This window comes from Mycobacterium vicinigordonae (assembly GCF_013466425.1).
In the GTDB taxonomy this organism is placed as follows: Bacteria; Actinomycetota; Actinomycetes; order Mycobacteriales; family Mycobacteriaceae; genus Mycobacterium; species Mycobacterium vicinigordonae.
In genome coordinates, this window is sequence record NZ_CP059165.1 from 2,409,293 (window position 1) to 2,434,881 (window position 25,589).

The window sequence follows — 25,589 nt, forward strand, 5'->3', positions numbered from 1 at the left end:
CATCGGAATCCTGTGAGCGTTAACCGGGGCGAGCGGCTGCTGGCGCAGGCCGGCGGTGTCAGCGGTCTTATCTACTCGTCACTGCCGGTGGCGGTCTTCGTCATCGTGTCCAGCGCGGTCGGTCTGGTGCCGGCGATCGGTGCCGCTTTGGGGACCGCCGCCGTGATCATGGTCTGGCGATTGATCCGGCGGCAATCGGTGCAGCCGGCGGTGTCGGGATTCTTCGGCGTCGCGGTTTGCGCTTTGATTGCCTACTTGGTCGGAGAGTCCAAGGGCTACTTCCTGCTCGGTATCTGGACGTCGCTGCTGTGGGCGTTCGTCTTCGGGGTCTCGATAGTGATCCGCCGGCCGGTGGTGGGTTACCTGTGGAGCTGGGCCAGTGGGCGTGACAACAGTTGGCGGCAGGTGTCGCGGGCGGTCTACGCGTTCGATTTGGCGACACTGTGCTGGACCCTGGTGTTTGCGGCGCGATTCGCGGTTCAGGGGCACCTGTACGAGCTGGGCAGGACCGGCCTGCTCGGTGCGGCCCGGATCGCAATGGGCTGGCCGCTGACCGGGCTGGCGGCCCTGGTGACGTACGCGGCGATCAAGGCCGTGATGCGCGCCACCGGCGACGGCCTTGCCGCTTCCGAGCGCGCCGCGGTCGGCGCCGAAGACGAGTCGGTGCTCGACTAGTCCGAGGTCGGCGGAAGCAGCAGCGAGCGCAAGTCTTCTTCGGACTCGGTGACCGCGACGAACAGCAGCTCATCGCCGCCTTCGAGCGGTTCGTCGCCCTCGGGCACGATTACCCGCGGTCCACGCAGAATGGTCACCAGCGAGACATCGCGGGGCAGTTGCAGCTTGCGCACCGGCTTGCCGCCCCAGGGAGTGTCGTCGGGAAGCGTGATCTCGACCAGATTTGCTTGGCCCTTACGGAATTCCATCAGGCGCACGAGGTCGCCGACGGCTACCGCCTCTTCGATCAGTGAAGCCAGCATGCGCGGCGTGGACACCGCCACGTCGACGCCCCAAGCGTCGGTGAACAGCCATTCGTTGCGTGGGTCGTTGACCCGGGCCACCACCCGCGGAACCGCGAACTCGGTCTTGGCCAGCAGGCTGAGCACCACGTTGACCTTGTCGTCGCCGGTGGCCGCGACGACGACGTCGAATTCCTCGAGGTGTACCTGTTCGAGCAGGCTCAGTTCGCAGGCGTCACCCAGTAGCCAGTGCGCAGCCGGGATGGCGTCGGTGTCGAGATGATCGGGGTTGCGCTCGATCAACGTGACGTCGTGAGCGTTCGCGACGAGTTCGCGGGCCACCGAGCGGCCAACGGCGCCGGCCCCCGCCACAGCGACTTTCATTGGCGCCACTCCTCGACCCCGGCTGCGCCGGTGTCTTCGTCGTTGCGGGGTTTCACTTGTCCAAGTCCTCGCTCGGCGGCAGCGCCGCGATGGCGAGGGCTTCGGCGACGCGGCCGGATATCGCCGCGACGTAGACCTGATCGCCGGCCTGCAGGACCGTTTTGGGCTCGGGCAGGATGCCGGTTCCGAACCGGATCAGGAATGCGACCCGCGCGCCGGTGGCCTGCTCCAGATCGGTGGCGCGGTAGCCGACCCAGTCCTCGTGCAGCACCACCTGTGCGACAGCGACGGTACCGGTCGGATCTCGCCACTTGGCGGTCTCGGTCTCCTGAGTCAGCGCGTTGAGCAGGCGATCCGTGGTCCACGGCACGGTGGCGATCGTCGGGATTCCCAGACGTTCGTAGACCTCGGCGCGTTTGGCGTCGTAGATGCGGGCGACGACGCGGCGCACGCCGAAGGTCTCACGGGCCAGCCGGGCCGAGATGATGTTGGAGTTGTCACCTGAGGACACCGCGGCGAAGGCGTCAGCCTCTTCGATGCCCGCACGCAACAGCACGTCCCGGTCGAAGCCCTGGCCGAGCACCCGGTCGCCGGCGAACTCGGGGCTAAGCCGGTTGAAAGCGGCGCTGTCACGATCAATTACCGCGACGTCATGGCCGATTCGCGACAGTCCGTCGGCCACCGAAGAACCGACTCGGCCGCACCCCATCACAACCACCCGCAATTGGAGGTCCTTTCGGTTGTGTCCTGCGCGTCGCAAGCAAACGCTACCGGCAACGTCGCGTGCGCTTACTCTTGGCTCTCGTGTCCAAACTTTCAACCGCTGCACGCCGATTGCTCATCGGGCGGCCGTTTCGCAGCGATGCGCTGGGCCACACCCTGCTGCCGAAGCGAATAGCGCTGCCGGTTTTCGCTTCCGATGCGCTGTCGTCGGTCGCGTACGCCCCCGAAGAGGTTTTCCTGATGCTCTCGGTGGGTGGTCTTGCGGCGTACTCGCTGTCGCCATGGATCGGCCTTGCGGTCGCGGCGGTCATGCTGGTGGTGGTCGCCAGCTACCGGCAGAACGTGCACGCCTATCCTTCCGGCGGCGGCGACTACGAGGTAGTCACCACCAACCTTGGTGCTAACGCGGGTCTCACGGTAGCCAGCGCTCTGATGGTGGATTACGTTCTCACGGTAGCGGTTTCGACCGCGTCGGCGATGTCGAACATCGGGTCGGCGGTGCCCTTGGTCGCCCACCACAAGGTGTCGTTCTGCGTGACGGCAATCTTGCTGGTGACGGCAATGAATTTGCGCGGTGTGCGCGAATCCGGGTTGGCGTTCGCCATTCCCACCTACGCGTTCATCATCGGGGTGACCGCCATGCTGGGCTGGGGGCTGTTCCGGATCTTCGTGCTGGGTAATCCGCTGCGGGCCGAGTCCGCCGGCTTTCAGATGCACTCCGAACACGGCAAGATCGTCGGGTTCGCGTTGGTGTTCCTGATGGCCCGGGCATTTTCGTCCGGCTGCGCGGCGCTCACCGGGGTAGAGGCGATCAGCAACGGGGTTCCCGCGTTCGAGAAGCCCAAGTCGAAGAACGCGGCCACCACTCTGCTAATGCTGGGTGGCATCGCGGTGACGCTGCTGATGGGCATCATCGTGCTGTCCAAGAAAATCGGCGTCCAACTCGTCAGCGACCCGGCGACGCAGCTGGCCGGGGCGCCGGTCGGTTACTACCAGAAGACGTTGGTCACGCAGCTGGCGCAGACGGTGTTCGGCAGCTTCCACCTCGGCTTCGTGCTGATCACCGCGGTGACTGCGCTCATCCTGGTGCTGGCGGCCAACACGGCGTTCAACGGGTTTCCGGTGCTCGGCTCGGTTTTGGCGCAGCACAGCTACCTGCCGCGTCAGCTGCACACCCGCGGCGACCGGCTGGCCTTCTCCAACGGCATCGTGTTCCTTTCCGCGGCCGCCCTGCTGGCGATCGTTGCGTTCCGGGCCGAGTTGAGCGCGCTGATCCAGCTCTACATCGTCGGGGTCTTCATTTCGTTCACGCTGAGTCAGATCGGCATGGTGCGGCACTGGACCAGGCTGCTGCGTACCGAGTCGGATCCGGCGGCGCGGCGACGCATGGCCCGCTCGCGGATCGTCAACACCATCGGCTTCCTCGCGACCGGCGCGGTGCTGCTGGTGGTCATGGTCACCAAATTCCTGGCCGGAGCTTGGATCGCCATTGTCGCCATGGGCCTGCTGTTCGTGTTGATGAAGGCGATCCGCCGGCACTACGACGGGGTCAGCCGGGAATTGGCCGAGCAGGCCGCTGCGCACGGCGACGAGATCGTGCTGCCCAGTCGCAACCACGCTTTGGTCCTGGTATCGAAGTTGCACCTGCCGACACTGCGCGCTGTGGCCTACGCGCGGGCGACCCGGCCCGACGTGCTCGAGGCGGTCACCGTCAGCGTCGACGACGCCGAGACGCGAGAACTCAAGCACGAGTGGGAGGAAAGTGATATCAGCGTTCCGCTGAAGGTCATCGCCTCGCCTTACCGCGAAATCACCGGTCCGGTACTCGATTACGTCAAGCGGGTAAGCAAGGAGTCGCCCCGGACCGTGGTGACGGTCTTTATCCCGGAGTATGTGGTGGGCCGCTGGTGGGAACAGTTGCTGCACAACCAGAGTGCGCTGCGGCTCAAGGGCCGGTTGTTGTTCATGCCGGGGGTGATGGTGACGTCGGTGCCGTGGCAGCTGACTTCGTCGGAGCGGCTCAAGACATTGCGGCCGCACGCGGCACCCGGCGACGCGCGGCGGGGCATTTTCGATTGAACGAGGAATCCGCTTGCGGGGACCTGACTTTGGTCACCGAGTCGCCCGCGAACGGCGGCAGCTGCATCGCGCACCATGAGGGTCGGGTGGTTTTCGTCCGCTATGCGTTGCCGGGGGAGCGGGTGCGGGTGCGGGTAACTGTCGACCGCGGATCATATTGGCATGCAGAGGTTCTCGAGGTGATCGAGCCGTCGCCGGACCGGATCGAATCGTTGTGTCCGATAGCTGGGGTCCATGGCGCGGGGTGTTGCGATCTGGCGTTCGCGCGGCCGTCGGCGGCCCGCGCCATCAAGGCGGCGGTGGTTGCCAACCAACTCGAACGCCTCGGCGGGCACAGCTGGTCTGGTGAGGCGGAGCCACTTTCGGATTCCGGGCCGACGGGCTGGCGTACCCGAGTTCGTCTTGAGGTCGGCGGCGACGGCCGGCCGGGATTCCACCGTTACCACAGCGACGATCTGGTCACCGATCTGCGTTGTGGGCAGCTGCCGAGCGGAATGCTTGACGGGCTGGACACCGCGGACTGGCGGGCGGGCGCGCAGCTGCAGGTGGCCGTTGATGACGTCGGTGAGCGGCATGTGGTCAGCACGTCGAAACAGGGCAAGCGCCACATCGCCACCGTCGTCGAGGGCGGCTATCACGCTGTGCAGCGGGTGGGATCGCGCCAGTGGCGAATCCCGGTGACTGCTTTCTGGCAGGCACACCGCGACGCCGCGCGGGTGTACAGCGCGCTGGTGGCGCAGTGGGCGCAACCCGCTTCGGGGGCGACCGCGTGGGACCTCTACGGCGGTGCGGGCGTGTTCGGCGCGGCGCTCGCCGACGCGGTGGGCGAGACAGGCCGGGTGCTCACCGTGGACACCTCTCGCGGGTCGTCGGGGGCGGCGCGTGCTGCCCTGGCTGACCTGCCGCAGGTCGAGATCGTCACCGATTCGGTGCGACGGGCGTTGGCCGCCCAGCGGGATGGGGCCGACGTCGCGGTGCTGGATCCGCCCCGGGCGGGGGCCGGGCGAGAGGTGATCGACCGGCTTGCTGCCGCCGGAGTACCGCGGATAGTCCATATCGGTTGTGAGGCAGCATCTTTCGCGCGCGATATCGGGCTGTACCGGGACCTTGGTTATCTCGTCGAGAAGCTCCGGGTGTTTGATGCATTCCCGCTGACCCACCATGTGGAGTGCGTGGCGCTGCTGACCCATCCGAAAATGGGTGGTTAGACCCACCGTGAACGAGACCCTGCGGTATGCGCTGATCGTCTTGCTCTCCAGTGCGGTCGGACTAGCCGCGGTCCTCGCGAACCGTCTCACCGAGAAGGTCAAGGTGCCGGTAGCTGTGCTGGTGCTGGTCGGTGCGGCCGCTGCGGTGCACGCTGTGCCGGCGGTCCAGGCTCCCGCGGAGCGGACGGTGGAGCGGGTCATCACCATCGCCCTGGTCCTGGTGTTGTTCGACGGCGGCATGCATATAGGAGTGAAGCGCTTCCGTGCGGCGGCAGTGCCCATCCTCTCGGTCGGCGTGCTGGGGACCGGCCTCGTCGCTGCCGGGGCCGCATTGTTGCTGCACTACGCGTGCGGCATCGGCTGGTACCTCGCGGTGTTGGTGGCTACCGCGGTGGCTCCCACCGATCCGGCGGTGGTCTTCTCCGTGCTGGGCAAACGTGAGATCGCTGGCCGGAGCAGCACCATCTTGGAAGGTGAGTCCGGGATGAACGACCCGGTCGGCATCTCCCTGATGTCCGGCCTGATCGCCGCGGGCGGCCTGAGTGTGGCCGGATTCATCAGCGTCGGAACCCAATTCGCATTGCAGATGGGAACCGGGCTGGTCGTCGGGGTGCTCGGCGGCCGGGTCCTGCTGGTGTTCATGCGCCGCGTCGCACTCCCGAGCGAAGGACTTTACCCGCTGCGAACTTTGGCATGCTGCCTGATGCTGTATGGGGCCGCGACTCTGGCACACGGTTCGGGATACCTGGCGGTCTTCGTCGCCGGCATCGTGATCGGCGACGCGCGCGCTCCCTATAAACCTGAGATCAAGCGATTCCATGCCGCGCTGGCCGGGCTGGCCGAGATCGTCGCATTCGCCGTCTTGGGGCTGACGGTAGACCTGCGCGTCCTCACCCATCCGGAGGTGTGGATTCCCGGGCTTCTCCTGGGCGCGGCCCTGACCGCTATCATTCGGCCGTTGGCCGCGAGCGCCTGCCTAGTTCGTGTGCGACTGGAGCCAAACGAGCGTGCCTTCATTCTGTTCGCGGGCCTCAAGGGCGCCGTTCCGATCCTGCTCGGCGAGTTCCTGCGGGCCGCGCACATCGCCGACGCCGAACGCCTCTACGGCATCGTGGTCGTTGTCGTCATCTTCTCGGTGCTGGTGCAGGGCAGCCTGGTGCCCACCGCCGCGAAGCTGTTGCGCCTGCCCATGCGTACCGTGCAGACACGGCCGTGGGAGATAGGGGCCCGGCTCGCCGACGAGCCGCACGGGGTGCATCGGTTCAGCGTTGCCTCCGGCTCGGCAGCGGAGGGTTGCACGATCGAGCACCTCAGTGACCGGGTCGGCGACATCTGGGTGAGCATCGTGGTCCGCGCCACCGGCCTGGTGGCGGTGCGGGGGCACACGGAACTTCAAGCCGGCGACGAGGTCGTCATACTGGCCGATCCCGAACTCCACAACGGCCTCGCCGAACTGTTCGGCACCTCATAGGGGGCCGACGGTCGCGTGCCCGGCCGCACTTGCGCGCGCTGCGTAGACTGACGGGATGCTGGAACAGATCCGCGGGCCCGCTGATCTGCAGCACCTTTCCCAACAGCAGCTACGCGACCTCGCGCAAGAGATCCGCGAGTTCCTGATCCACAAGGTGGCTGCCACTGGGGGCCACCTCGGACCGAATCTCGGTGTGGTCGAGCTGACTCTGGCCCTGCACCGGGTGTTCGACTCACCCCACGACCCGATCATCTTCGACACTGGTCACCAGGCCTATGTCCACAAGATGCTGACTGGCCGCGCCCCGGATTTTGAGAGCCTGCGCAAGAAGGGCGGCCTGTCGGGCTACCCCTCTCGGGCCGAGAGCGAGCACGACTGGGTGGAGTCCAGCCATGCCAGCGCGGCGTTGTCCTACGCCGACGGCCTGGCCAAGGCGTTCGAGCTGACCGGTCACCGCAACCGGCATGTGGTGGCCGTCGTCGGAGACGGGGCCCTCACCGGCGGCATGTGCTGGGAGGCGCTGAACAACATCGCGGCCTGCAATCGGCCGGTGATCATCGTCGTCAACGACAACGGGCGCAGTTACGCCCCAACCATCGGCGGCGTGGCCGACCACCTTGCCAAGCTGCGGTTGCAGCCGGCCTATGAACAGCTGCTTGAGCGAGGCCGCAACGCGATGCGTTCGGTGCCGCTGGTCGGCGAGGTCGCCTACCACTTTATGCACAGCGTCAAGGCCGGCATCAAGGACTCATTGGCGCCGCAGCTGCTGTTCACCGACCTGGGCCTGAAGTACGTCGGTCCGGTCGACGGCCACGACGAGCGGGCGGTGGAGGTCGCGCTGCGCAGTGCCCGCGGTTTCGGCGGACCGGTGATCGTGCATGTCGTCACCCGCAAGGGCATGGGTTACGGGCCCGCCGAGGCCGACGAAGCCGAGCAGATGCATTCGACGGGTCCGCTGGATCCGCTCACCGGCCAGTCCACCAAGGTGGCTGGCCCGGGCTGGACGGCCACGTTCGCCGAGACCTTGATCGCCATCGGTCATCGGCGCCGCGACATCGTGGCCATCACGGCGGCCATGCCCGGTCCCACCGGGCTGTCGGCGTTCGGGGAGGCTTTCCCGGATCGGTTGTTCGACGTCGGCATCGCCGAGCAGCACGCGATGACGTCGGCGGCCGGGCTAGCGATGGGCGGCATGCACCCGGTGGTGGCGATCTATTCGACCTTCCTGAACCGGGCGTTCGACCAAATCATGATGGACGTGGCGTTGCACAAACTGCCGGTCACCATGGTGCTCGACCGGGCCGGTGTCACCGGCAACGACGGCGCCAGCCACAACGGCATGTGGGATCTGTCGATCCTGGGTGTCGTGCCAGGTATCCGGGTGGCCGCGCCGCGCGACGCGACCCGGCTGCGCGAGGAACTGGCCGAGGCGCTCGACATCAATGATGGCCCGACAGCGATCCGCTTCCCCAAAGGCGATGTCGGCGAAGACATTCCGGCTATCGAGCGGCGCGGCGGGGTGGATGTGCTCGCGGTCCCCGGCGGCGGCTTGACCAAAGACGTGCTGCTGGTCGCGGTGGGCGCGTTCGCGTCGATGGCCCAGGCGGTCGCCAAGCGACTGCACAAGCAGGGGATTGGCGTCACCGTTATCGACCCGCGGTGGGTGCTTCCCGTTCCCGAGGTGATGCGCGAATTAGCTGTGCAGCACAAGCTTTTGGTGACGATGGAAGACAACGGATTGGCAGGTGGCATCGGGTCGGCGGTTTCGGCGGCGCTGCGTAGCGCTGAGATCGACATCCCGTGCCGCGATGTAGGCCTGCCGCAAAACTTCTACGAGCACGCGTCCCGCGGCGAGGTGCTAGCCGAGCTGGGGCTCACCGACCAGGATGTGGCCCGCCGGATCACGGGTTGGGTTGCCGCCCTGGGCAGTTCAGTTGTCGAATCCGAGGTGCACGAGCACCTTGATTGACGCCGCGTGCCCGCGGTTCAATCGTCAACAGTGGCAGGTAGGCCCACCGTCGCGGCCAACACCGGAACCACCAGTTCGCGCTGCCATGGCCGGGCCTGTCCGGCGCGCAGATACTCCTCGATGATGGTTACCGAGTCGGTCACCCCCGGCGCCAGCGTCTCCCACTCCCAGCACAGTCGTCGTACCAGGTCGGGTGCCAGCAGATTCTCGGTGGGTATCTGCACCCGCTCCGACAACTCCGATAGCGCCGCGCGGGCCGCTTCCAATCGTGCGGCCGCGTCGGGTTTGCGTCTGCTCCACCGCGCCGGCGGCGGCGGACTGCTGGACGCCTCGCTGACTTCCGGGGGGTCTGGGTTCTGCCGCGCAGCCTCCAGCGCCGAGAGCCACATCGCGGCGCTGCGCCGCTGGTTGCGCCCGCCGAATACGGGCAACGCGACCAATTCGTCGAGGGTATTGGGGTTGGTGAGCGCCGCGTCGATGATGGCCGAATCCGGCAGGATGCGGCGCGGCGCGATGTCTCGGCGCTGGGCGAGACGATCCCTGGTCGTCCACAACTCGCGCACGGCGGCCAGGGCGTGGCGATCGTGCACTTTGTGAATGCCCGACGTCCGCCGCCAGCGGTCCCGGCGGGTGACCGGGACCGCCCGGTCCTCGAAGGTCCGCAGATATTCGAATTCCTGTGCGGCCCAATCGGTTTTGCCCTGCTGGGTGAGGACCTGAGAAATTGCCGCGCGCAGCTCGATCAGCAGCTCCACGTCGAGGGCGGCGTAGTTGAGCCACGCGGCGGGCAACGGCCGCTTGGACCAGTCGGCCGCGCCGTGGCCTTTCGCCAGTCCCCGGCCCAGCAGCCGCTCGACCATGGTCGCCAGGTTCACCCGTTCGAAGCCGGCCAGGCGGCCGGCGAGTTCGGTGTCGTATAGCGCCGGCGGTCGCAGGCCGACCTCGGCCAGGCACGGCAGGTCCTGATCGGCCGAGTGCAGGATCCATTCGTCCTCGCCCAGCACCTCGGCCACCGGCTGCAACACGCTGGCGGGATCACCGCCATGGCTGACCGGGTCGATCAGCACGGTGCCGGCGCCGGATCGCCGGATCTGGATCAGGTAGGCCCGATTGGAGTACCGGAAACCTGAGGCTCGTTCGGCGTCCACGGCGAACGGGCCGTGCCCGCGGTTCAGCCGAGCGGCGGCCGATGCGATGTCGCGGGCGGTGACGGAAAGGGCCGGAATCCCGTCAGCCGGGTGCAGCAGCGGAGTGGCCAGCGGGTCCGTGCTGTCCGACGGATCCGGCTCCGTAGGAGACGAACTCATATCAGGCGCGTGACCGTGAGTTCAGGTCGGTGACACCGGCGGGCGGCAGGCCCGCCGCGTGCTCGAGCACGTCACAGAACGCGGAGACATGGCTGCCTACCGCAGGGGTGGTGGCCGTCCACGATGCACGTAGCTCCAGCTGGTGTGCGCGCGGCGGACCGGAGATGTCGCCGTAGCGCACCGAGGTGGTGGCCGTGACCGTGCCGCCGAGCGCGGTCATGTGTTCGGTGTGGGCATCGAGCGCCTCGGACAGCCAGCTCCATGCGACCTCCGGGAGCAGCGGGTCAATAGCCTCGTGCGAGTCCAGGTCAGCCTGGATGTAGGCGACCAGGCGGATGGTGCCGTCCCAGGCGTCGGAGCCGTCCGGGTCATAGAGCAGGATCAGCCTGCCGAACGCGTCACCTTCGGAGCGCTCGGGGACGATGTCGAGGTCGGGGTGTTTGACCTCGGCGCCCAGTGCGTAGCTGAAGGGCGCCAGCCGCTGCGGGGGTCGGATGGGGCCCAGCTCGATCTCCGGTCGCACAGTCACGGCGTTCATCGCCGCGACAGCCTCGCGAAACGGTGCGGGTTCGACGGCCGAAGTCATCTGCGCCGCTCCTGCTCAAAGCTGCGCTTGATCTCTTTGTGGGCCCGCCTCACAGCTTCCGACGGTAGACCTATCGTCGCGCAGGCGAAATCAGGCGCGCCGAACCGTGCTCAGCTCTGCGAACCGGTGCCGAACCGGGCGGGGCGCTTCTCGCGGTGCGCGGCCAGCCCCTCGCGAACGTCCGGTCCGGCGAAGCCGAGGAACTCCAGGCCGAGGGAGGTTTCGAAGGCGGGCGCAAACATCCGGTACCAGTGGTTGAGGCTGTGCTTGGTCCAGCGGATCGCGTTCTGCGCGCCGTCGGCCAGGTTCTCGGCCAGCCGCGTTGCGGTGGATAGCACGTCATCGTCGTCGACACAGGTCGAGACCAGGCCGATGCGTTCGGCTTCTTCACCGGAGAGCGGTTCGCAGGTCAGCAGGTAGTACTTGGCCTTGGCCATGCCGGCCAGCAGCGGCCAGCAGATCGCGGCGTGGTCGCCCGCGGCCACCCCGAGTTTGGTGTGACCGTCGATGATCTTCGCCGACCGGCCCGCCACCGAGATGTCGGCCAGCAACGCCACCACCAGCCCCGCTCCGACGGCCGGGCCGGTGATTGCCGACACCACCGGTTTGTCGAAGTTGACCAGGTTGAGTACCAGGTCGCGGGCCTCGCGCATGATGCGCAGCCGTCCTTCGTAGTCGTTGATCGTCTCGTCGATCAGCTCGAAGCTGCCGCCGGAGGAGAACGCTTTGCCTTCGCCGCGCACCAACACCACCCGTACGTCGGGGTCGCGATTGATCACCGGCCAGATGTCAGCGAGGTCGCGGTGCATCTGCGGGCCGACCGAGTTCAGCCCGGGGGCGTCGAGCACCAGATTCAGCAGGCCGTCGCGGTTGGATTCGCAGCGCAGGGTGGGGAAGTCGTCGTAGGTGACTGGCATTGGCGTGATGTTACGGGCCGGGCCGTAGCAGCCACATGGCAGCATTGGAGCCGATGAGCACCCGTCGCGATCTTCCCCACTCGCCCTACTTGGCTGCCGTGGCCGGCCGCAAACCCAGCCGTATCCCAGTCTGGTTTATGCGGCAGGCCGGCCGCTCGCTGCCCGAGTACCGGGCGCTGCGCGAACGGCACAGCATGCTGGCGGCCTGCTTCGAACCGGAAGTGGCTTGCGAGATCACCCTGCAGCCGATCCGTCGCTACGGGACCGATGCGGCGATCCTGTTCTCCGACATCGTCGTACCGCTGCGCGCTGCGGGTATCGATCTGGACATCGTCCCCGACGTGGGGCCGGTGATCGCCGACCCGATCCGCACCGCCGCCGATATCGAGGCGGTGAAACCCCTTGATCCTCAAGCGATTCAGCCGATCCTGGATACCATCGGACTGTTGGTCGCCGGGTTGGGTGACGTCCCGCTGATCGGGTTCGCCGGGGCGCCCTTCACGTTGGCGTCGTATCTGGTCGAGGGTGGGCCGAGCCGTCACCATGCCCACACCAAGGCGATGATGTTGGCCGAACCGTCGAGCTGGCACGCCTTAATGACCAAGCTGACCGACCTCACTGTGGAGTTCCTGCGCGGTCAGATCGACTCCGGGGTGGACGCGATCCAGCTGTTCGATTCGTGGGCGGGCACGCTGTCACTGGCCGATTACCGCCAGTACGTGCTGCCGCACAGCTCCCGGGTGTTCGCCACCCTGGCGGAGCACGGTGTGCCGATGACGCATTTCGGGGTCGGCACCGCCGAGCTGCTGGGTGCGATGTCGGAGGCGGTGCAGCCAGCACGCGCCCGCGTGGTGGGGGTGGACTGGCGGACCTCGTTGACTGATGCCGCGGCCCGCGTCGTATCCGGCACGGCGCTGCAGGGAAACCTCGACCCGGTGGTGGTCTTGGCGGGCTGGGCAGTGGCCGAGCGCGCCGCGAGGTCGGTCGTCGACGACGGACGCCGTGCGATCGATGCGGGTGCGGCCGGCCACGTCTTCAACCTCGGTCACGGAGTGCTGCCCGAGACCGATCCAGGTGTGTTGACCGAGCTGGTGTCGCTGGTCCACTCGCTATGACGTCGTATTGCGTTGTTGGCGGCGGTATTTCGGGTCTGGTGGCCGCATACCGGCTGCGGATGGCGCTCGGCGACGACGCCGAGATCACACTGTTCGATCCAGCCGATCGACTCGGCGGGATTCTGCGTACCGAGCAGGTCGGCGGGCAGCCCATGGATCTGGGCGCCGAAGCCTTCGTACTGCGCCGACCCGAGGTGCCGGCGCTGCTGGCCGAATTGGGGCTGTCCGAGCGCCAGCGCGCCACCACCGGTGTGCGGCCACTGATCTACAGCGGACAACGGCTGCATTCCATGCCGGCGGATACCGTCGCCGGGATTCCGTCGTCGGGTGCATCGGTGGCCGGCCTGGTCGACGACGTCACAGTCGCCCGCATCGAGGCCGAGCCGGGCCGGACGCTGCACTGGACGCCGGGTAGTGACCCAGCCACGGCCGAGCTGGTCTCCGATCGGTTCGGCGACCAGGTGGTGGCCCGACTGCTGGACCCGCTATTGGGCGGGGTCTATGCCGGTTCGGCGGCGACGATCGGGCTGCGGGCGGCCGCGCCGGCGGTGGCGGCCGCCCTCGATCGCGGAGCCCCTAGCCTGACCGACGCCGTGCTAGGCGTGTTGTCGCAGGTCAGCACCGGTCCGGTATTCGGGTCTCTGCACGGCGGCTATCAGGTGTTGCTCGACGAGCTCGTCGCGCGAAGTCGGGCCCGCTGGGTGCGCGCCAGAATCGACACACTCGAACCCGGCTGGATATTGCGCGACGTGACCGGCAAGCAGTGGGGTGCGGACGCGGTGGTGCTGGCCGTGCCGGGCGCTCAGGTTGCGCGGCTACTGGCGACGGTGGCGCCCGACGCGGCAGCGGCGGCGGGCCGGATTATCACCGCCTCGTCGGCGGTGGTGGCGCTTGCGGTGCCGGCCGACACGCCATTTCCCCAGGCCTCAGGTGTGCTGGTGGCCACCGGGGAACCGCTGCACGCCAAGGCGATCACGCTGTCGTCCCGCAAGTGGGGTCTGCCCGGAGACGTCGCGCAGCTGCGACTGTCCTTCGGGCGCTTTGGCGACGACGTGGCGGTGCGCACCGGCGACGACGAGTTGTTGGCCTGGTCGTTGCGCGATCTCGCCGACGTGTTCGGGATCGCCGTCGAAGCGATCGACGTCCGGGTGCAACGCTGGATCGACGCCATGCCGCAGTACGGGCCGGGGCACGCCGGCCTGGTCGCGCAGCTGCGCGCCGGACTGCCCCCGGCGCTGGCGGTGGCAGGCAGCTATCTGGACGGCATCGGGGTACCGGCCTGCGTCGCCGCGGCCGGCAAGGCGGCCACCAGCGTCGTCGAAGCGCGGGGAACGCAAGTGGCACGATAGGGGTCATGTCACGCCTCGATTTCGACAGCCTCAACGCAACCATCCGTTATCTGATGTTCTCGGTGTTTTCCGTCCGGGCGGGTGAGCTCGGCGACCAGCGGGACGCCATCGTCGACGAGACCAGCACGTTCATCAAGCAGCAGGAGGAACGCGGCGTCGTGGTGCGTGGCGTCTACGACGTCGCCGGGCTGCGCGCGGACGCGGACTTCATGATCTGGACCCACGCCGAGCGTGTCGAGGCGCTGCAGGCCACCTACGCCGACTTCCGCCGCACCACCACGCTGGGCCGAGCTAGTACTCCGGTCTGGAGCAGTGTGGCCCTGCACCGACCGGCCGAGTTCAACAAGAGCCACATCCCCGCGTTCCTAGCCGGTGAGGACCCCGGCAACTACGTCTGCGTGTATCCATTCGTCCGGTCTTATGAGTGGTATCTACTGCCCGACGAGGAGCGCCGCCGGATGCTCGCCGAGCACGGCATGGCCGCGCGCGAGTACAAGGACGTGCGGGCCAACACGGTGCCGGCTTTCGCGCTGGGCGACTACGAGTGGATCCTGGCGTTCGAGGCGCCCGAACTGGATCGCATCGTCGACCTGATGCGCGAGCTGCGCGCGACCGACGCCCGCCGGCACACCCGGGAAGAGACGCCGTTCTTCACTGGTCCGCGGGTCGGGGTTGAGCAACTGGTGAACGCGCTGCCATGACCAACTTTGACCCCAACGACCCCACTCGGTTCGAAGAGAGCTACCGCGACGAGCAGGTGGTGCGCGGCCTGCCCGCTGCCACGCCGTGGGACATCGGCGGCCCGCAGCCGGTGGTGCAGCAGCTCGTGGCGTTGGGCGCTGTTAAGGGCGAGGTGCTCGACCCGGGAACCGGACCCGGACACCACGCTATTTACTATGCCTCGCAAGGGCTTTCGGCGACGGGAATTGACGGTTCGCCGACAGCGATCGAACGCGCCCGGGAGAACGCGGCGAAGGCCGGGGTTTCGGTGGACTTCCGGGTTGCCGACGCCACCAAGCTCGACGGCCTCGACGGCAGATTCGACACCATCGTGGACTGCGCTTTTTACCACACCTTCAGCACCGCGCCGGAGTTGCAGCGGTCCTACGCGCAGGCGCTGCATCGGGCGACCAAGCCGGGTGCGCGGCTGTACATGTTCGAGTTCGGCGCCCATGACGTCAACGGGTTCAAGATGCTGAGAACATTGCCGGAGAGCGCTTTTCGCGACGTGCTTCCAGACGCCGGATGGGAGATCGACTATCTGGGGCCTACCACGTATCGGGTCAACATCAGCGCCGAGTCCATAGATTTGATGGTCGCGCGCAATCCCGACATGGCCGGAGAGGCGCAAGAGCTGCTGGCTCGGTATCGGGCGATCGAGCCGTGGCTGGACGGCGGGCTGGTACACGCGCCGTTCTGGGAAGTACACGCCACCCGTGTCGACTGACACGATGCGCCGCGCCCGCCTCTCTTCGCCTCCTGCCCGCCACCTCGCGCTTCCCGCCCGACTCCCCGCGCTTCCTGCCCGCCCCTTCCCACCCCGAAATTGAATCCTGCGACAGGACTCGCCGATGGAGCGTCGCGAACTTCACACTCGGCGGGGAGATGAGGCGGGGACTCGGCGGGGAGATGAGGCGGGGCCCGGGTCAGGCCAAGTCGGGCACCAGACGCAGCGAAACCGAGTTGATGCAGTAGCGCTGGTCGGTCGGGGTCGGGTAGCCCTCGCCGGAGAACACATGCCCAAGGTGGCTGTGACAGTTCGCGCACAGCACCTCGGTGCGGGTCATGCCCATCGAGTTGTCCGAACGCAGGATCACCGCGTCCGAAGAGGACGGGTCGTAGAACGATGGCCAGCCGCAGTGCGACTCGAATTTCTCTGTACTGCGGAACAATTCAGCACCGCAGGCACGGCACTGATAGATGCCTTGGGTCTTGGTGTCGGTGTACTCGCCGGTGAAGGGGCGCTCGGTGCCGGCGCGGCGCAGCACGTCAAACTCTTGCGGGTTGAGCTTCTTGCGCCACTCGTCGTCGGAAAGCTCGAGCTTCGGACGTCCGATATTGGTCATGCTTCCACGCTAGCGCGCGGGGCGCGGTCGACCTTCAGCCAAGCCGGGTCGATGCCGTGTTCCAAGCGGTTTTCCGCCTTGGCGTCCAAATACCGGAAGTAGAGCACCGTGAACGTGACGATCAGCAGCAGCGACCACCCGTAGGTGATCTTCAGGTACTCCAGCGCCCGGCCCCACCGCATCCAGTTGAACAGCAGCCAGCGGTCCAACGTCATGAACCCGTAGATCGCCAGCCAGGAGGGCCAGTTGCGGATCACGGAGTTGGGCAGCACCACCGTCATCAGGAACGGGAACAGCATCATCGAGTAGTAGCCCTGGGCCAGCGACATCGCTAGCCACGACCAGAGCAGCAGCACTCCCGAGGAGGTGGTAAACCAGAACAGCGGGTCGCGGGTCCGGTAGTAGCGGTAGAGCAGCCATAGGGCGCCGATCGCGATCGCGGTGACCAGCAGTCGCAGCGCGACGATCAGCCAGGTGGGCAGGCCGAAGTACAGGCCGTTGCCCTGGATCGAGCTGTTGAAGTAGTCGCGGGTGCCCAGGATGTAGGGCAGCGTGCGCTTAAAGAAGTCCATCGAATGCGGCACCAGCGGCAGGGCGGCCACATTGATCAGCGCCGGAACGACCAGCGCAGTCACCCATGCCCGCCACTGGCGGTTCAGCAGCGGCAACAACAGCAGAGGGCCGAGCAGGGGTTTGAGTGTAAGTGTCAGCCCTATGACAAGTCCGGCCCACCACTGATGACCGACTTTGCCGTCCATCAGCCACCGCAGGAACAGGATCTCGGCCAGCAGCACGCAGCCGTTGATGTTGGTGAAAACCAGCGTGTTGGTCACGGTCTCGGTGCAGAACATGGCCAGGATCAGCGCGGGGGCAGCCACCGACGACAGCGTGAAGTTGAACATCCGCAGCAACAGGTAGGCGGCCAGCAGGATCGCCACGGTGTTGATCGAGATAAATAGGTAGCGCGACGGCGCGAAGGGCAAGTATCCGAACGGTGCCATCAACAGGGTGCCGCCCGGCGGGTACAGGTAGTGCGGGTCGACGTAGTCGAAGTGCTCGTTGTACATATCCAGGCCGTGCCGGAAATTCTCCACCGCACGGTAGACGGGCTTGAAGTCGTCGGTGATGTTGCCGTTGGTCGTGAGCACGATGCTGCGGTGCAGTACGGACAGGATGGCCGCCGGCCAGAGCACGGATCTCAGGATCGCTGCCGTGCTCCTGGGGCCGGGACGAAACGCCGCCTGTATCGCGTTGCGCATGCCGGTCGAGTCAGCTGCCGTCACCTGCGCAAAGTATCAGGCCGACCGGCCGAAGCGTCAGGCAGTCCGCCCGCATTTCCAACGGGACAGATTTCAAGCGGGACAGTAGGTATCGGTTCCGGGCAGCTTGCCGTCGTCGAGATATCCGATCAGCGGCGGAACCGCGCAGGACGAATAAATGCTGGCTCCGTGACCGATGCCCTGCCACATCACCCGCTTGCTTGCCGCGTTGGCGTTGATGACGGTGGCCGCCGTCGCGGCGACGCCTTCGTTGCCGGCGATGGGATCGTTCTGCACGCCGAGCAGCAGTACGTTGACCTTGAGTTGCTTGGGTGCCTGCGGTGTCGAGCCCGTAGGCCAGTGCACGCATTTAGCCAAGTTGAGCGCTGCCACCGCGCCGAATTGCGGATACAGCTTGGGCCAAGCGACCACCAGCTCGCGGATCCGGTCCGGCGTGGGACGGTTCACCGCGTCGCTGCAGTTGTTGACGAACTGACCGTCGCTGTTCTGCAGGCTCTCTGCCCGGTTGACCAGGTTGGTCAGCTGGTTCATGTCTCCGGAGCGTGCGGCGGCCAACGCGGTTGCCAGATTTGTGGTGTTGGCGACGCGGTCGCCGACCGGGAAGCCCAGGGCGATTGTGATGGCATTGGTGAGCGACGCCACCGAGGTGCGGCTCACGCCTTGGCCGCTGCGGGCGGTTGCCAACAAGTCGCTGACCGCGCCCTTCGGGTCGGGCCCCAGCGGACAGTTGACCGCGACGCACTGCGCGGCGAACGCGTCGAGAGCGGCCTGCTGTCCTTTGACCTGTTGTTCGGCGGCCGCTTCCGCGCTGGCGCCCAGCGCGATCGGTGAATCGAGGATGAGCCGGGCAACCTTGTCGGGGCGCGATCCGGCGTAACTCAGCGCCACTTGGGCGCCGTTGCCGACGCCAACCAGCGCCACTGAAGGCACATCCCAGAGGTTGCGCAGCCGCTCGATGTCGGACGCCGCATGGGCGTTGTCGTAGGCCGAGTCGCCAGGAGCAATGGCGTCGGTGCAGTTCGTGGTGGCGGTGTTGGAGATTTCGGAAAGGTTGGCCACCGGGTCGTCGCCGACCTGGAACTGGGCCTGGTCGCGCATTTCGTCGCGGTCTTGACGATCGCGGCAGTCGATTGGGCTGGACATCCCGATGCCGCGGCGATCGATCGCGACGATCGGATGCCCGCGTAGCACGTCGGCACCGGCATGCGTCAACCAGACCGGCAGTTGCGTGGAGGAGGCGATGTCGGAGCCGGTGGTGAACACCAGGGGACCAGCATTGCTGGGTGTTTGGCCCGAGCGGGCGCGGACCACACCGATACTCACGGATCCGGATCCGCCGTTGAGCGGGTCGAGGTCGGCGTCGAAGGTGGCGCACTCCAGCTTGACCCCAGGTGCGCCGGGGACGCCGGCGTCGGAGTTGACCTTTGCCGTGCAGTCACGCCACGACAGATCGTTCTTGGGCGCCGCGATCGGCGGGGGCCCGCTGGGCGGCGGTGTGGTGTTCGGCACGCCCTGCGGCTTGGCGCCGGAGTTGGTGGCGAAGCGCGGGTCGGCGCCGAAAAGCGGGACGCAGCCGGTCAGCAGCGTGGTCACCGCAACCAGGGTCGTGGCGAACGTGATATGCCGGCGCATGCCGACCACAGTAGCGGGACGGTCCGTCACTCAGCCCTTGACGTAGCGGGTGTACAGGTACCCGGCGTCGTCGGTGAGGACATGAGCGCGGTGCATTCGGGTTTGCAGCTGGCCGAGCCCTGAGGCGATGCGGTGGGCAGCGCCGCCGACGACGACGGGTGCCATGGTCAGGCACAGCTCGTCGAGGAGGCCGGCTTCGATGAAGGCGCCGAGGAGTGTCGGACCGCCCTCGGTGAGGACCCGGGTCAGGCCGCGGGCCTGCAGCTGGGCCAGCATGGTGGCGACGTCCAGCACGCCCGTTGCCTGGGCTGAGCAGTCGACGACGTCGTCGATCAGACCGGTGAGATGCCGGGCGGCGTCGGCGGCGGCCGCGGTGCAGGTCAGTATCAGCGGCGGCACCTCGGTGCGGGTGAAGACCGGCAGGTCGCGGTCCAGGTGGCCGGTATTGGTGACGATGGCCAGCTGGGGGATTTCGCTTTGTCCACGGGACTGCCGCTGTTGGCGCTGGCCAGCGCTGACGTGCGCGCCCGAGTAGCCCTCCGAGCGCACTGTGCCCGCCCCAACCACGATGACGTCGGCCAATTCGCGCAATACGACGAAGACGGCTCTGTCGCCGGGGCTGCCCAGTTGTCCGCTGAGGCCCTCGACGGTGGCTCCGCCGTCCAGGCTGGAAATGAAATTAGCGCGCACGCAGGGCCGGTCGGGGGGATAGGCGTAGAGCTTGGGGAGTTCGTCGTGCCCGACTTCGCGCTGTGCGCCCAGCAGCGTCAGGGACGTCTCGGCGGCCACGCCGCCGGCGATATCGGCCTCGAAGTCGGGCATGAGTTCGATTGGAGCACGTCGCTACAGTGCCTGCATGGACGGGGCGGGATCGGGGCAGGTTGCGCATCTGGTCGATCGGCATCCGTCGGTGTCGCCGGAGCGGTTGATCGGGCAGTTGCGGCCGCCGCCGACGTTCGCCGATGTCAGCTTCGCGACCTACCGGCCCGACCCGGCCGAACCCACCCAGTCCGCTGCAGTGGAGTCGTGCCGGGAGTTCTGCCGCCAGGCGGTGCAACGCCGGGCGGGCCGCAGGAAACTGCTCGGCCGCCGCGAGGTGTTGCCCGGTGTGGGGTTGTATCTGGACGGTGGGTTCGGTGTGGGCAAGACCCACCTGCTGGCGTCGGCGTACTACCAGCTGCCCGAGGGGCAGCCCAAAGCGTTCGCCACCTTTGGTGAGCTAACCCAGCTGGCCGGTGTTTTCGGCTTCGCCGAATGCATTGAACTGCTTTCCGATTACACCGCGGTGTGTATTGACGAGTTCGAGCTGGACGACCCGGGCAACACCACACTGGTCTCCCGACTGCTTTCGTCGCTGGTGCAGCGGGGCGTATCAGTTGCCGCCACCTCCAACACGCTGCCCGAGCAGCTCGGCGAGGGCCGTTTCGCGGCTCAGGACTTTCTTCGCGAAATCAACACGCTGGCAAGCATTTTCAGCACTGTTCGGATCGAAGGGCCCGACTATCGGCATCGGGAATTACCGCCGGCGCCGGCGCCGTTGTCCGACGAGGAGGTCTTTGTTCGCGCCGCCGGGCTGCCGGGGGCAACGCTGGACCAGTTCGACGCGTTGTGCGCGCACCTGGCCACCATGCACCCGTCCCGGTATTTGGCGTTGATCGAGGGGGTGACGACGGTATTCGTCACCGGCGTGCACGGGTTGGACGATCAGAATATGGCGCTGCGACTGGTGGCGCTGACCGATCGGCTTTACGACGCGGGCATTCCGGTGGTGGCTTCCGGAGCCAAGATCGACACCATCTTCAGCGAGGAGATGCTGGCGGGTGGTTTCCGCAAGAAGTACCTTCGCGCCACGTCCCGGTTGCTGGCGCTTACTGCAGGGCGAGTTCCCGGACCATGACGTAGTCGTCTTCGACGAATTCGCCCATCTGAAAAGTCTTGGTGCCGTTCACCCTGAAGCCACACTTGGTGTAGAAGCGGGTTGCCCGCAGGTTGTTTTCGTTGGTGCCCAACCACATACAGCGCGCACCCCACGCGGTGGCAGCGGCCAGTGCGGCATCCATCAACGCCGTCGACGCACCCTTGCCGTGGAAGTCCTTCAGCAGGTAGAGCTTTGACAGCTCCACCGCCGGACGTAACGGGACGGCTCGTTGGATGTTCTCGTCGTCGGGGACACCGCGAATCAGCATGGCGTAACCGACGATTCGGCCCTCGTCGCGTGCCACGAAGACCGTGCGTTGCGGGTCGTTCAGGTAGTTCGCGAAGCAGGGTGTGGACAGGTTGCTGTCGATGAACGAGGCGATATCCCGCGGGCGTGACCACGACGGGCAGGCCAACGGAAACGTCCGCGCGGCAACGTCAGCCAGTTCGTCGACGTCATCGCGACCCGCGACTTCTACTCTCAGTTCACAGGTTCCATTGCGCTAGGTGTTCGCCGGTCTTGCGGTCCAGCAGGACGACCACCGACACCGGGTCGCGGTAGGCGTCCCAGTACACCCCGCCCCGCACTACCGACCCTTGTGGCGCGTTGCCCAGAGCGGCGTCCAGCCAGTCGGGCGCGTCGCACGGGCGCGGCTTGTAGGCGTCGGCGAACTGGGTGACGCCGTCGAAGCTGAAATTGGTCGCCATGATGAAGGAGTTGGGCACCCGCACCGCATGGACCACGACGTCGGCGCGAGCGACGGTGCTGTCGGGGAAGCTCTTGACCGGCACGCCGCTGCGCGTGTAGCCGAAACCGGGCGGCGGATCGACCGGTACCACGCTGGTTACGGTGACGTCGGCGACGTAGGTGCCGGTGTCCACCCGCAGCGTGTCGCCGAGGTGGCCGATCGGCGCGTCACCGGCGTGGGCGCGCGGTAGGGCGGCGTCGACGGGCAGCAGGCCGACTTGGAGGGCGGGCGCGCCGACGAGGAATGCACAAAGGACGATCAGCCAGCGGTGCATCTTCGCCTCCTGGGCTGCCAGTGCTCGGGACCCTCGCATGATTGCACACGAGGTGATGCCACGGGGAGGGGTTGGCCTGCTCAGGCGTTGGCCGGGCCGCCAGCGCTGAGCGACTCCAGGGCATCGACGAGGTCGGATTCGACGCGGCTCTTGTCGACGCCGGCCTGGTGCAGCGGGCCGGACCCGTGCTCTAGTTCGAGTAGCGCGAGTAGTAGGTGTTCGGTGCCGATGTAGTTGTGGCCCAACCGAAGTGCTTCGCGGAACGTGAGTTCCAGTGCCTTGCGGGCCGGTCCGTTGAACGGGATCATCGCGGGGGTTTTCGCGCTTGCTTCCGGCAGCTGGATCGAGGCGCGCAGGGCGTCGATGTCAATCTTCTGTAGACGCAACAACACCGTGGCCAGGGCACCTGGGTCGCTGAGTACGCCGAGCAGCAGATGCTCGGGCGTGATTTCGCTGTTAGCGGCCTCGTGGGCGGCGTTCTGCGCCGCGACCACCGCACCGCGTGCCCGCGGCGTGAACCGCCCGAAGCCCTGCTCGGGATCGAGGGTGGCGGAATCGGTCTTCGGGACGAACCGCTTCTGTGCGGCTTGCTTGGTGACACCCATGCTCTTGCCGATGTCGGTCCAGGAGGCTCCCGATCGGCGGGCTTGGTCGACGAAGTGACCGATCAAGTGGTCAGCGATCTCGCCGAGGTGCTCGGCGGCCAGTACCGCGTCGGACAGTTGGTCCAGTGCGTCGGTGTGCACCTTCTTGATGGCGTCAATCATTTCGTCGAGGCGGACTGGGTAGGCAATTTGAGTTGATTCGGCCATGCGTCAACTCTAGGTTGACGTTGAATCTACGTCAACCTAGAGTTGACGTAGCGGTCTGCCTCGGTTGGTCGTAGAACCTTCATTTCGTATTCGCCGCACGAGATGCGCGATAACTACAGGTGCAGCAGAATCTCGTGTTCATGAGGCGTTTGTTGGCGTTGACCAGTTTCCTGGCCGCGATCGGATGCTGCGCGGTGCCTGCACACGCCGATGCCGGGCAGGATCAAGCGTTCTTGGTCTCGCTCGGAGCTGCCGGAATCACCTTCAAAGACCCCCCGAGCGCGATAACTGCCGGCAAGACGGTCTGTGAACTGGCAGAGCAGGGCAAGACGGGTGTCGAGGTCGTCAAAATCATCCAGGGCGCAAACCCCGGCTTGTCGCAGGACAACGCCGCACGCTTCACGGCGATTGCGGCGCATACGTACTGCCCGTCGCAGCTGCCGGCCGCGACGGCCGCGAGTGAGGGGTCTTGACAGTCGCATTGTCGCCACCAGATCCACTACTCACTAATCATCGTCACCGTGCCGTTGACCGAGTTGGTGACGAAGATGTCGCCGGTGCTGGGGTCGACCGCCGCCCAGACCGGATTGCCACCGATACCGATGGTGGCGGTGACGGTGTTGGTTGCCGGGTTGATCACCGACACCGTGCGGCTGACGGGTAGCTGTAGAGAAACCAATGGACGGAGAAGCCGTGACCACCGCTGAACAGCCGCCACCGGAAGGCGACAAACAACCGCCGCAAGCCGCATCCGCCGACGAACCAGGTGAGAGTTCGGGCGCGCGGGACCGCGGCACAGAGGGTGAAGCCACATCCGACGAGTGAGTTAGTCATAGGCGGGCGCTGTCGCGCCGTCATTCGTTTGTATAGCTAACATATGCGCCGGGGGCCGACCGTGCGCAATGACAGGGACGAATGAGATGCCGATGCCTGACGGCCCCCTCGTGACCAATTCGGCCGAGACCGCCCCCGCGCCGGAGATCCGCCGGCCCCGATGGGACGTCGACCACCCGCAGTACAAGTGGGTTGCTCTGTCGAACACCACACTGGGCATGCTGCTGGCAGTAATCAACTCCTCGATAGTGCTGATCTCGCTGCCGGCAATCTTTCGCGGCATCGGTTTGGACCCGCTCGCCCCAGCCAATATCGGCTACCTGCTCTGGATGCTGATGGGCTATCTGGTCGCCACCGCCGTCCTGGTGGTTTTGGCAGGCAGGCTCGGCGACGTGTTCGGCCGGGTGAGGATCTACAACCTGGGTTTTGCGGTATTCACCGTCGCGGCGATCGCGTTGTCGTTCGACCCATTTCACCTCGGCGGTGGCGCCATGTGGCTGATCGGCTGGCGGGTGGTGCAGGGTGTTGGCGGCGCGATCCTGATGGCATTGTCAGCGGCCATTCTCACCGATGCGTTTCCCAGTAATCAGCGCGGCATGGCCTTGGGCTTCAACATGGTTGCGGCGGTGGCGGGTTCGTTCATCGGCCTGCTGCTCGGTGGCGTGCTCTCCGAATGGGACTGGCGGGCGATCTTCTGGGTCGGTGTGCCGATCGGGGTGCTGGGCACAGTTTGGAGCGTGCGCTCACTGCACGAAATTGGTTCTCGCACGGCTGAATCCATGGACTGGCTGGGCACGGTGACGTTCGGGGTCGGGCTGACCGTGTTACTGGCAGCCATCACCTACGGTATCCAGCCCTACGAAGGCCATGCCACAGGGTGGACCAACCCCTGGGTGCTGAGCGCGGTTGCCTTCGGGCTGCTCCTGTTGGGCGCGTTCTGCGTCATCGAGTTGCGGGCGCCGCATCCGATGATGAACGTGCGGCTGTTTCGGTCGTCAGCGTTCGGGATTGGCAACGTGGCTAACCTGATGTCCTCGGTCGGCCGTGGTGGGTTGCAGTTCATGCTCATCATCTGGCTGCAGGGCATCTGGCTGCCGCTGCACGGCTACAGCTTCGAGTCGACGCCGCTATGGTCGGGTATTTATCTGCTGCCGACGACGTTCGGGTTCCTGATCGGGGCGCCGGTGGCGGGGTGGCTGTCCGACCGGTACGGTGCTCGGCCGCCGAGTGTGACCGGCATGTTGCTGATGGCTGTCACATTCGTCGGGTTGGTCATGATCCCAGTGAATTTCGACTATCGGATGTTCGCGCTGCTGGTATTCCTTAACGGGTTGGGTGGTGGGATCTTCACCGCGCCCAACACCGCCGTCATCATGTCAAGCGTGCCGGTGGGGGAGCGCGGCGCCGCGTCCGGAGTGCGGTCGACGTTCTTCAACGCGGGCTCTGCACTGTCGATCGGCGTCTTCTTCTCGTTGATGATCGTCGGGTTGGCGAACACGCTGCCACAGGCTATGAGTGGTGGGTTACAGGCGCAGGGCGTGTCGGCCGCGGTAGCTCATGACGTCGCCGGGCTGCCGCCGGTGGGCAGCCTGTTCGCGGCTTTTCTGGGTTATAACCCGATCGCCAAATTGCTTGCGCCCTCGAATGCTCTGCAGCAACCCGGTGTCAACGCCGAGGTGCTAACTGGCAAAACCTTCTTCCCGCAGCTGATTTCGGGTCCTTTTCATGCTGGCCTGGTCGTGGTTTTCGTCGCTGCGGCGGTGATGATGGTGATCGGAGCGTTGGCTTCGTTGGCCGGCGCGGGGCGGTATGCGGAGGCGGTGGAGGGCTGACGCGGTCGTGGTGATTGGTATTCAGTGCCCACTGTGACGTCGATGCGCTCGTCGCCCGGACCGGCGCTCTAGCAGGGGTCGAACGCGCGGTGGATCGTCTCAGTCAAAGCCGCATCCTGGGAGGGCATG

At 66.5% G+C, this 25,589-nt stretch carries 25 protein-coding genes and 1 pseudogene; 13 read left to right on the plus strand and 13 right to left on the minus strand.

Features of this window, described 5'->3' with window-relative positions:
* Positions 1-12 precede the first annotated feature (12 nt).
* Complete coding sequence (locus H0P51_RS11135; protein ID WP_180918090.1) at positions 13-675, plus strand: DUF3159 domain-containing protein; 663 nt, start codon at positions 13-15, stop codon at positions 673-675.
* On the opposite strand, the gene H0P51_RS11140 is transcribed toward H0P51_RS11135, so the two are convergent.
* Both H0P51_RS11140 and H0P51_RS11145 read right to left on the minus strand, forming a co-directional pair.
* Positions 672-1,340: a potassium channel family protein gene (locus H0P51_RS11140; protein WP_180918092.1), complete on the minus strand. Its 669-nt coding sequence runs from the start codon at positions 1,338-1,340 to the stop codon at positions 672-674. The two genes, H0P51_RS11135 and H0P51_RS11140, sit on opposite strands and share 4 nt — an antisense overlap.
* Positions 1,341-1,392: 52 nt before the next feature.
* The gene (locus H0P51_RS11145) at positions 1,393-2,064 is read right to left on the minus strand and encodes a potassium channel family protein (RefSeq protein ID WP_180918094.1); all 672 of its coding nucleotides are present in this window, start codon (positions 2,062-2,064) and stop codon (positions 1,393-1,395) included.
* Between the two features lie 80 nt (positions 2,065-2,144).
* Here H0P51_RS11145 and H0P51_RS11150 point away from each other — a divergent pair, with 80 nt between their 5' ends.
* From H0P51_RS11150 to dxs, 4 genes are read left to right on the plus strand one after another with little or no spacing between them, the layout of a single operon-like run.
* The gene (locus tag H0P51_RS11150; RefSeq protein ID WP_180918095.1) at positions 2,145-4,142 is read left to right on the plus strand and encodes an APC family permease; all 1,998 of its coding nucleotides are present in this window, start codon (positions 2,145-2,147) and stop codon (positions 4,140-4,142) included.
* Positions 4,139-5,350 carry a class I SAM-dependent RNA methyltransferase gene (locus H0P51_RS11155; protein ID WP_246398557.1) on the plus strand — a complete coding sequence of 404 codons (1,212 nt, stop codon included), beginning with the start codon at positions 4,139-4,141 and terminating at the stop codon, positions 5,348-5,350. Before H0P51_RS11150 ends, H0P51_RS11155 begins: the two co-directional genes overlap by 4 nt.
* A gap of 7 nt (positions 5,351-5,357) precedes the next feature.
* Entirely contained in the window at positions 5,358-6,821 is a 1,464-nt protein-coding gene (locus H0P51_RS11160; RefSeq protein ID WP_180918097.1) for a cation:proton antiporter domain-containing protein, read from the plus strand.
* 55 nt (positions 6,822-6,876) lie between these two features.
* The gene (gene dxs, locus H0P51_RS11165; protein ID WP_180918099.1) at positions 6,877-8,790 is read left to right on the plus strand and encodes a 1-deoxy-D-xylulose-5-phosphate synthase; all 1,914 of its coding nucleotides are present in this window, start codon (positions 6,877-6,879) and stop codon (positions 8,788-8,790) included.
* Positions 8,791-8,807: 17 nt separating this feature from the next.
* On the opposite strand, the gene H0P51_RS11170 is transcribed toward dxs, so the two are convergent.
* From H0P51_RS11170 to H0P51_RS11180, 3 genes and pseudogenes are all read right to left on the minus strand, one after another.
* Complete coding sequence (locus H0P51_RS11170) at positions 8,808-10,097, minus strand: ribonuclease D (protein ID WP_180918100.1); 1,290 nt, start codon at positions 10,095-10,097, stop codon at positions 8,808-8,810.
* Position 10,098: 1 nt separating this feature from the next.
* Positions 10,099-10,736 (minus strand): annotated as a pseudogene (locus H0P51_RS11175) (DUF3000 domain-containing protein).
* A 57-nt stretch (positions 10,737-10,793) separates the two neighbouring features.
* Positions 10,794-11,600, minus strand: a complete 807-nt coding sequence (locus H0P51_RS11180) for an enoyl-CoA hydratase/isomerase family protein (protein WP_180918103.1) — start codon at positions 11,598-11,600, stop codon at positions 10,794-10,796.
* 53 nt (positions 11,601-11,653) lie between these two features.
* On the opposite strand from H0P51_RS11180, the gene hemE reads away from it, so the two are divergent.
* Genes hemE through H0P51_RS11200 form a run of 4 tightly spaced genes read left to right on the plus strand, consistent with a single transcriptional unit; the run spans position 11,654 to position 15,511 of the window.
* Entirely contained in the window at positions 11,654-12,715 is a 1,062-nt protein-coding gene (gene hemE / locus H0P51_RS11185) for a uroporphyrinogen decarboxylase (protein WP_180918104.1), read from the plus strand.
* Positions 12,712-14,064 (plus strand): protoporphyrinogen oxidase, encoded by a 1,353-nt coding sequence (locus tag H0P51_RS11190; RefSeq protein ID WP_180918105.1) that lies wholly within the window; start codon positions 12,712-12,714, stop codon positions 14,062-14,064. The genes hemE and H0P51_RS11190 overlap by 4 nt, the downstream gene beginning before the upstream one ends.
* 5 nt (positions 14,065-14,069) lie before the next feature.
* The gene (gene hemQ / locus H0P51_RS11195; RefSeq protein ID WP_180918106.1) at positions 14,070-14,765 is read left to right on the plus strand and encodes a hydrogen peroxide-dependent heme synthase; all 696 of its coding nucleotides are present in this window, start codon (positions 14,070-14,072) and stop codon (positions 14,763-14,765) included.
* Positions 14,762-15,511: a class I SAM-dependent methyltransferase gene (locus H0P51_RS11200; protein ID WP_180918107.1), complete on the plus strand. Its 750-nt coding sequence runs from the start codon at positions 14,762-14,764 to the stop codon at positions 15,509-15,511. The genes hemQ and H0P51_RS11200 overlap by 4 nt, the downstream gene beginning before the upstream one ends.
* A gap of 199 nt (positions 15,512-15,710) precedes the next feature.
* Here the strand turns inward: H0P51_RS11200 and msrB are convergent, their stop codons facing one another.
* From msrB to H0P51_RS11220, 4 genes are all read right to left on the minus strand, one after another.
* The gene (gene msrB, locus H0P51_RS11205) at positions 15,711-16,130 is read right to left on the minus strand and encodes a peptide-methionine (R)-S-oxide reductase MsrB (protein WP_425488989.1); all 420 of its coding nucleotides are present in this window, start codon (positions 16,128-16,130) and stop codon (positions 15,711-15,713) included.
* Complete coding sequence (aftC, locus tag H0P51_RS11210; protein ID WP_180918891.1) at positions 16,127-17,389, minus strand: arabinofuranan 3-O-arabinosyltransferase; 1,263 nt, start codon at positions 17,387-17,389, stop codon at positions 16,127-16,129. The genes msrB and aftC overlap by 4 nt, the downstream gene beginning before the upstream one ends.
* Before the next feature lie 93 nt (positions 17,390-17,482).
* Positions 17,483-19,042, minus strand: a complete 1,560-nt coding sequence (locus H0P51_RS11215) for an alpha/beta fold hydrolase (RefSeq protein ID WP_180918108.1) — start codon at positions 19,040-19,042, stop codon at positions 17,483-17,485.
* Between the two features lie 30 nt (positions 19,043-19,072).
* Complete coding sequence (locus H0P51_RS11220; protein WP_180918109.1) at positions 19,073-19,864, minus strand: pyrimidine reductase family protein; 792 nt, start codon at positions 19,862-19,864, stop codon at positions 19,073-19,075.
* Here H0P51_RS11220 and zapE point away from each other — a divergent pair.
* Positions 19,863-20,939, plus strand: a complete 1,077-nt coding sequence (gene zapE / locus H0P51_RS11225) for a cell division protein ZapE (protein WP_180918117.1) — start codon at positions 19,863-19,865, stop codon at positions 20,937-20,939. The genes H0P51_RS11220 and zapE overlap by 2 nt on opposite strands.
* Here the strand turns inward: zapE and H0P51_RS11230 are convergent.
* The 3 genes from H0P51_RS11230 to H0P51_RS11240 form a co-directional block, all read right to left on the minus strand.
* Entirely contained in the window at positions 20,911-21,444 is a 534-nt protein-coding gene (locus H0P51_RS11230; RefSeq protein ID WP_180918892.1) for a GNAT family N-acetyltransferase, read from the minus strand. The genes zapE and H0P51_RS11230 overlap by 29 nt on opposite strands.
* A 1-nt stretch (position 21,445) precedes the next feature.
* Positions 21,446-21,982 carry a hypothetical protein gene (locus H0P51_RS11235; RefSeq protein WP_180918893.1) on the minus strand — a complete coding sequence of 179 codons (537 nt, stop codon included), beginning with the start codon at positions 21,980-21,982 and terminating at the stop codon, positions 21,446-21,448.
* 80 nt (positions 21,983-22,062) lie between these two features.
* Positions 22,063-22,794, minus strand: coding sequence for a Clp protease N-terminal domain-containing protein (locus H0P51_RS11240; protein WP_180918118.1), 732 nt, complete (start codon positions 22,792-22,794; stop codon positions 22,063-22,065).
* Between the two features lie 140 nt (positions 22,795-22,934).
* On the opposite strand from H0P51_RS11240, the gene H0P51_RS11245 reads away from it, so the two are divergent.
* Positions 22,935-23,267, plus strand: a complete 333-nt coding sequence (locus H0P51_RS11245; RefSeq protein WP_180918120.1) for a DUF732 domain-containing protein — start codon at positions 22,935-22,937, stop codon at positions 23,265-23,267.
* A 26-nt stretch (positions 23,268-23,293) separates the two neighbouring features.
* On the opposite strand, the gene H0P51_RS11250 is transcribed toward H0P51_RS11245, so the two are convergent.
* The gene (locus tag H0P51_RS11250) at positions 23,294-23,473 is read right to left on the minus strand and encodes a YncE family protein (protein ID WP_246398560.1); all 180 of its coding nucleotides are present in this window, start codon (positions 23,471-23,473) and stop codon (positions 23,294-23,296) included.
* Between the two features lie 14 nt (positions 23,474-23,487).
* Here H0P51_RS11250 and H0P51_RS28895 point away from each other — a divergent pair, with 14 nt between their 5' ends.
* Both H0P51_RS28895 and H0P51_RS11255 read left to right on the plus strand, forming a co-directional pair.
* On the plus strand, positions 23,488-23,619 hold the full coding sequence (locus H0P51_RS28895) for a hypothetical protein (RefSeq protein ID WP_281373964.1): 132 nt from the start codon (positions 23,488-23,490) through the stop codon (positions 23,617-23,619).
* Between the two features lie 95 nt (positions 23,620-23,714).
* Entirely contained in the window at positions 23,715-25,460 is a 1,746-nt protein-coding gene (locus H0P51_RS11255; protein ID WP_180918123.1) for an MFS transporter, read from the plus strand.
* The last annotated feature ends 129 nt before the right edge of the window (positions 25,461-25,589 follow it).

Bases quoted from the DNA above. Each gene is read 5' to 3' on its own strand.
- H0P51_RS11140 (WP_180918092.1), bottom strand. From the start codon at position 1,340: ATGAAAGTCGCTGTGGCGGGGGCCGGCGCCGTTGGCCGCTCGGTGGCC.
- dxs (WP_180918099.1), top strand. From the start codon at position 6,877: ATGCTGGAACAGATCCGCGGGCCCGCTGATCTGCAGCACCTTTCCCAA.
- H0P51_RS11170 (WP_180918100.1), bottom strand. From the start codon at position 10,097: ATGAGTTCGTCTCCTACGGAGCCGGATCCGTCGGACAGCACGGACCCG.
- H0P51_RS11180 (WP_180918103.1), bottom strand. From the start codon at position 11,600: ATGCCAGTCACCTACGACGACTTCCCCACCCTGCGCTGCGAATCCAAC.
- hemE (WP_180918104.1), top strand. From the start codon at position 11,654: ATGAGCACCCGTCGCGATCTTCCCCACTCGCCCTACTTGGCTGCCGTG.
- H0P51_RS11190 (WP_180918105.1), top strand. From the start codon at position 12,712: ATGACGTCGTATTGCGTTGTTGGCGGCGGTATTTCGGGTCTGGTGGCC.
- hemQ (WP_180918106.1), top strand. From the start codon at position 14,070: ATGTCACGCCTCGATTTCGACAGCCTCAACGCAACCATCCGTTATCTG.
- H0P51_RS11200 (WP_180918107.1), top strand. From the start codon at position 14,762: ATGACCAACTTTGACCCCAACGACCCCACTCGGTTCGAAGAGAGCTAC.
- msrB (WP_425488989.1), bottom strand. From the start codon at position 16,130: ATGACCAATATCGGACGTCCGAAGCTCGAGCTTTCCGACGACGAGTGG.
- aftC (WP_180918891.1), bottom strand. From the start codon at position 17,389: ATGCGCAACGCGATACAGGCGGCGTTTCGTCCCGGCCCCAGGAGCACG.
- H0P51_RS11215 (WP_180918108.1), bottom strand. From the start codon at position 19,042: ATGCGCCGGCATATCACGTTCGCCACGACCCTGGTTGCGGTGACCACG.
- zapE (WP_180918117.1), top strand. From the start codon at position 19,863: ATGAGTTCGATTGGAGCACGTCGCTACAGTGCCTGCATGGACGGGGCG.
- H0P51_RS11220 (WP_180918109.1), bottom strand. From the start codon at position 19,864: ATGCCCGACTTCGAGGCCGATATCGCCGGCGGCGTGGCCGCCGAGACG.
- H0P51_RS11235 (WP_180918893.1), bottom strand. From the start codon at position 21,982: ATGCACCGCTGGCTGATCGTCCTTTGTGCATTCCTCGTCGGCGCGCCC.
- H0P51_RS11240 (WP_180918118.1), bottom strand. From the start codon at position 22,794: ATGGCCGAATCAACTCAAATTGCCTACCCAGTCCGCCTCGACGAAATG.
- H0P51_RS11245 (WP_180918120.1), top strand. From the start codon at position 22,935: ATGAGGCGTTTGTTGGCGTTGACCAGTTTCCTGGCCGCGATCGGATGC.
- H0P51_RS11255 (WP_180918123.1), top strand. From the start codon at position 23,715: ATGCCGATGCCTGACGGCCCCCTCGTGACCAATTCGGCCGAGACCGCC.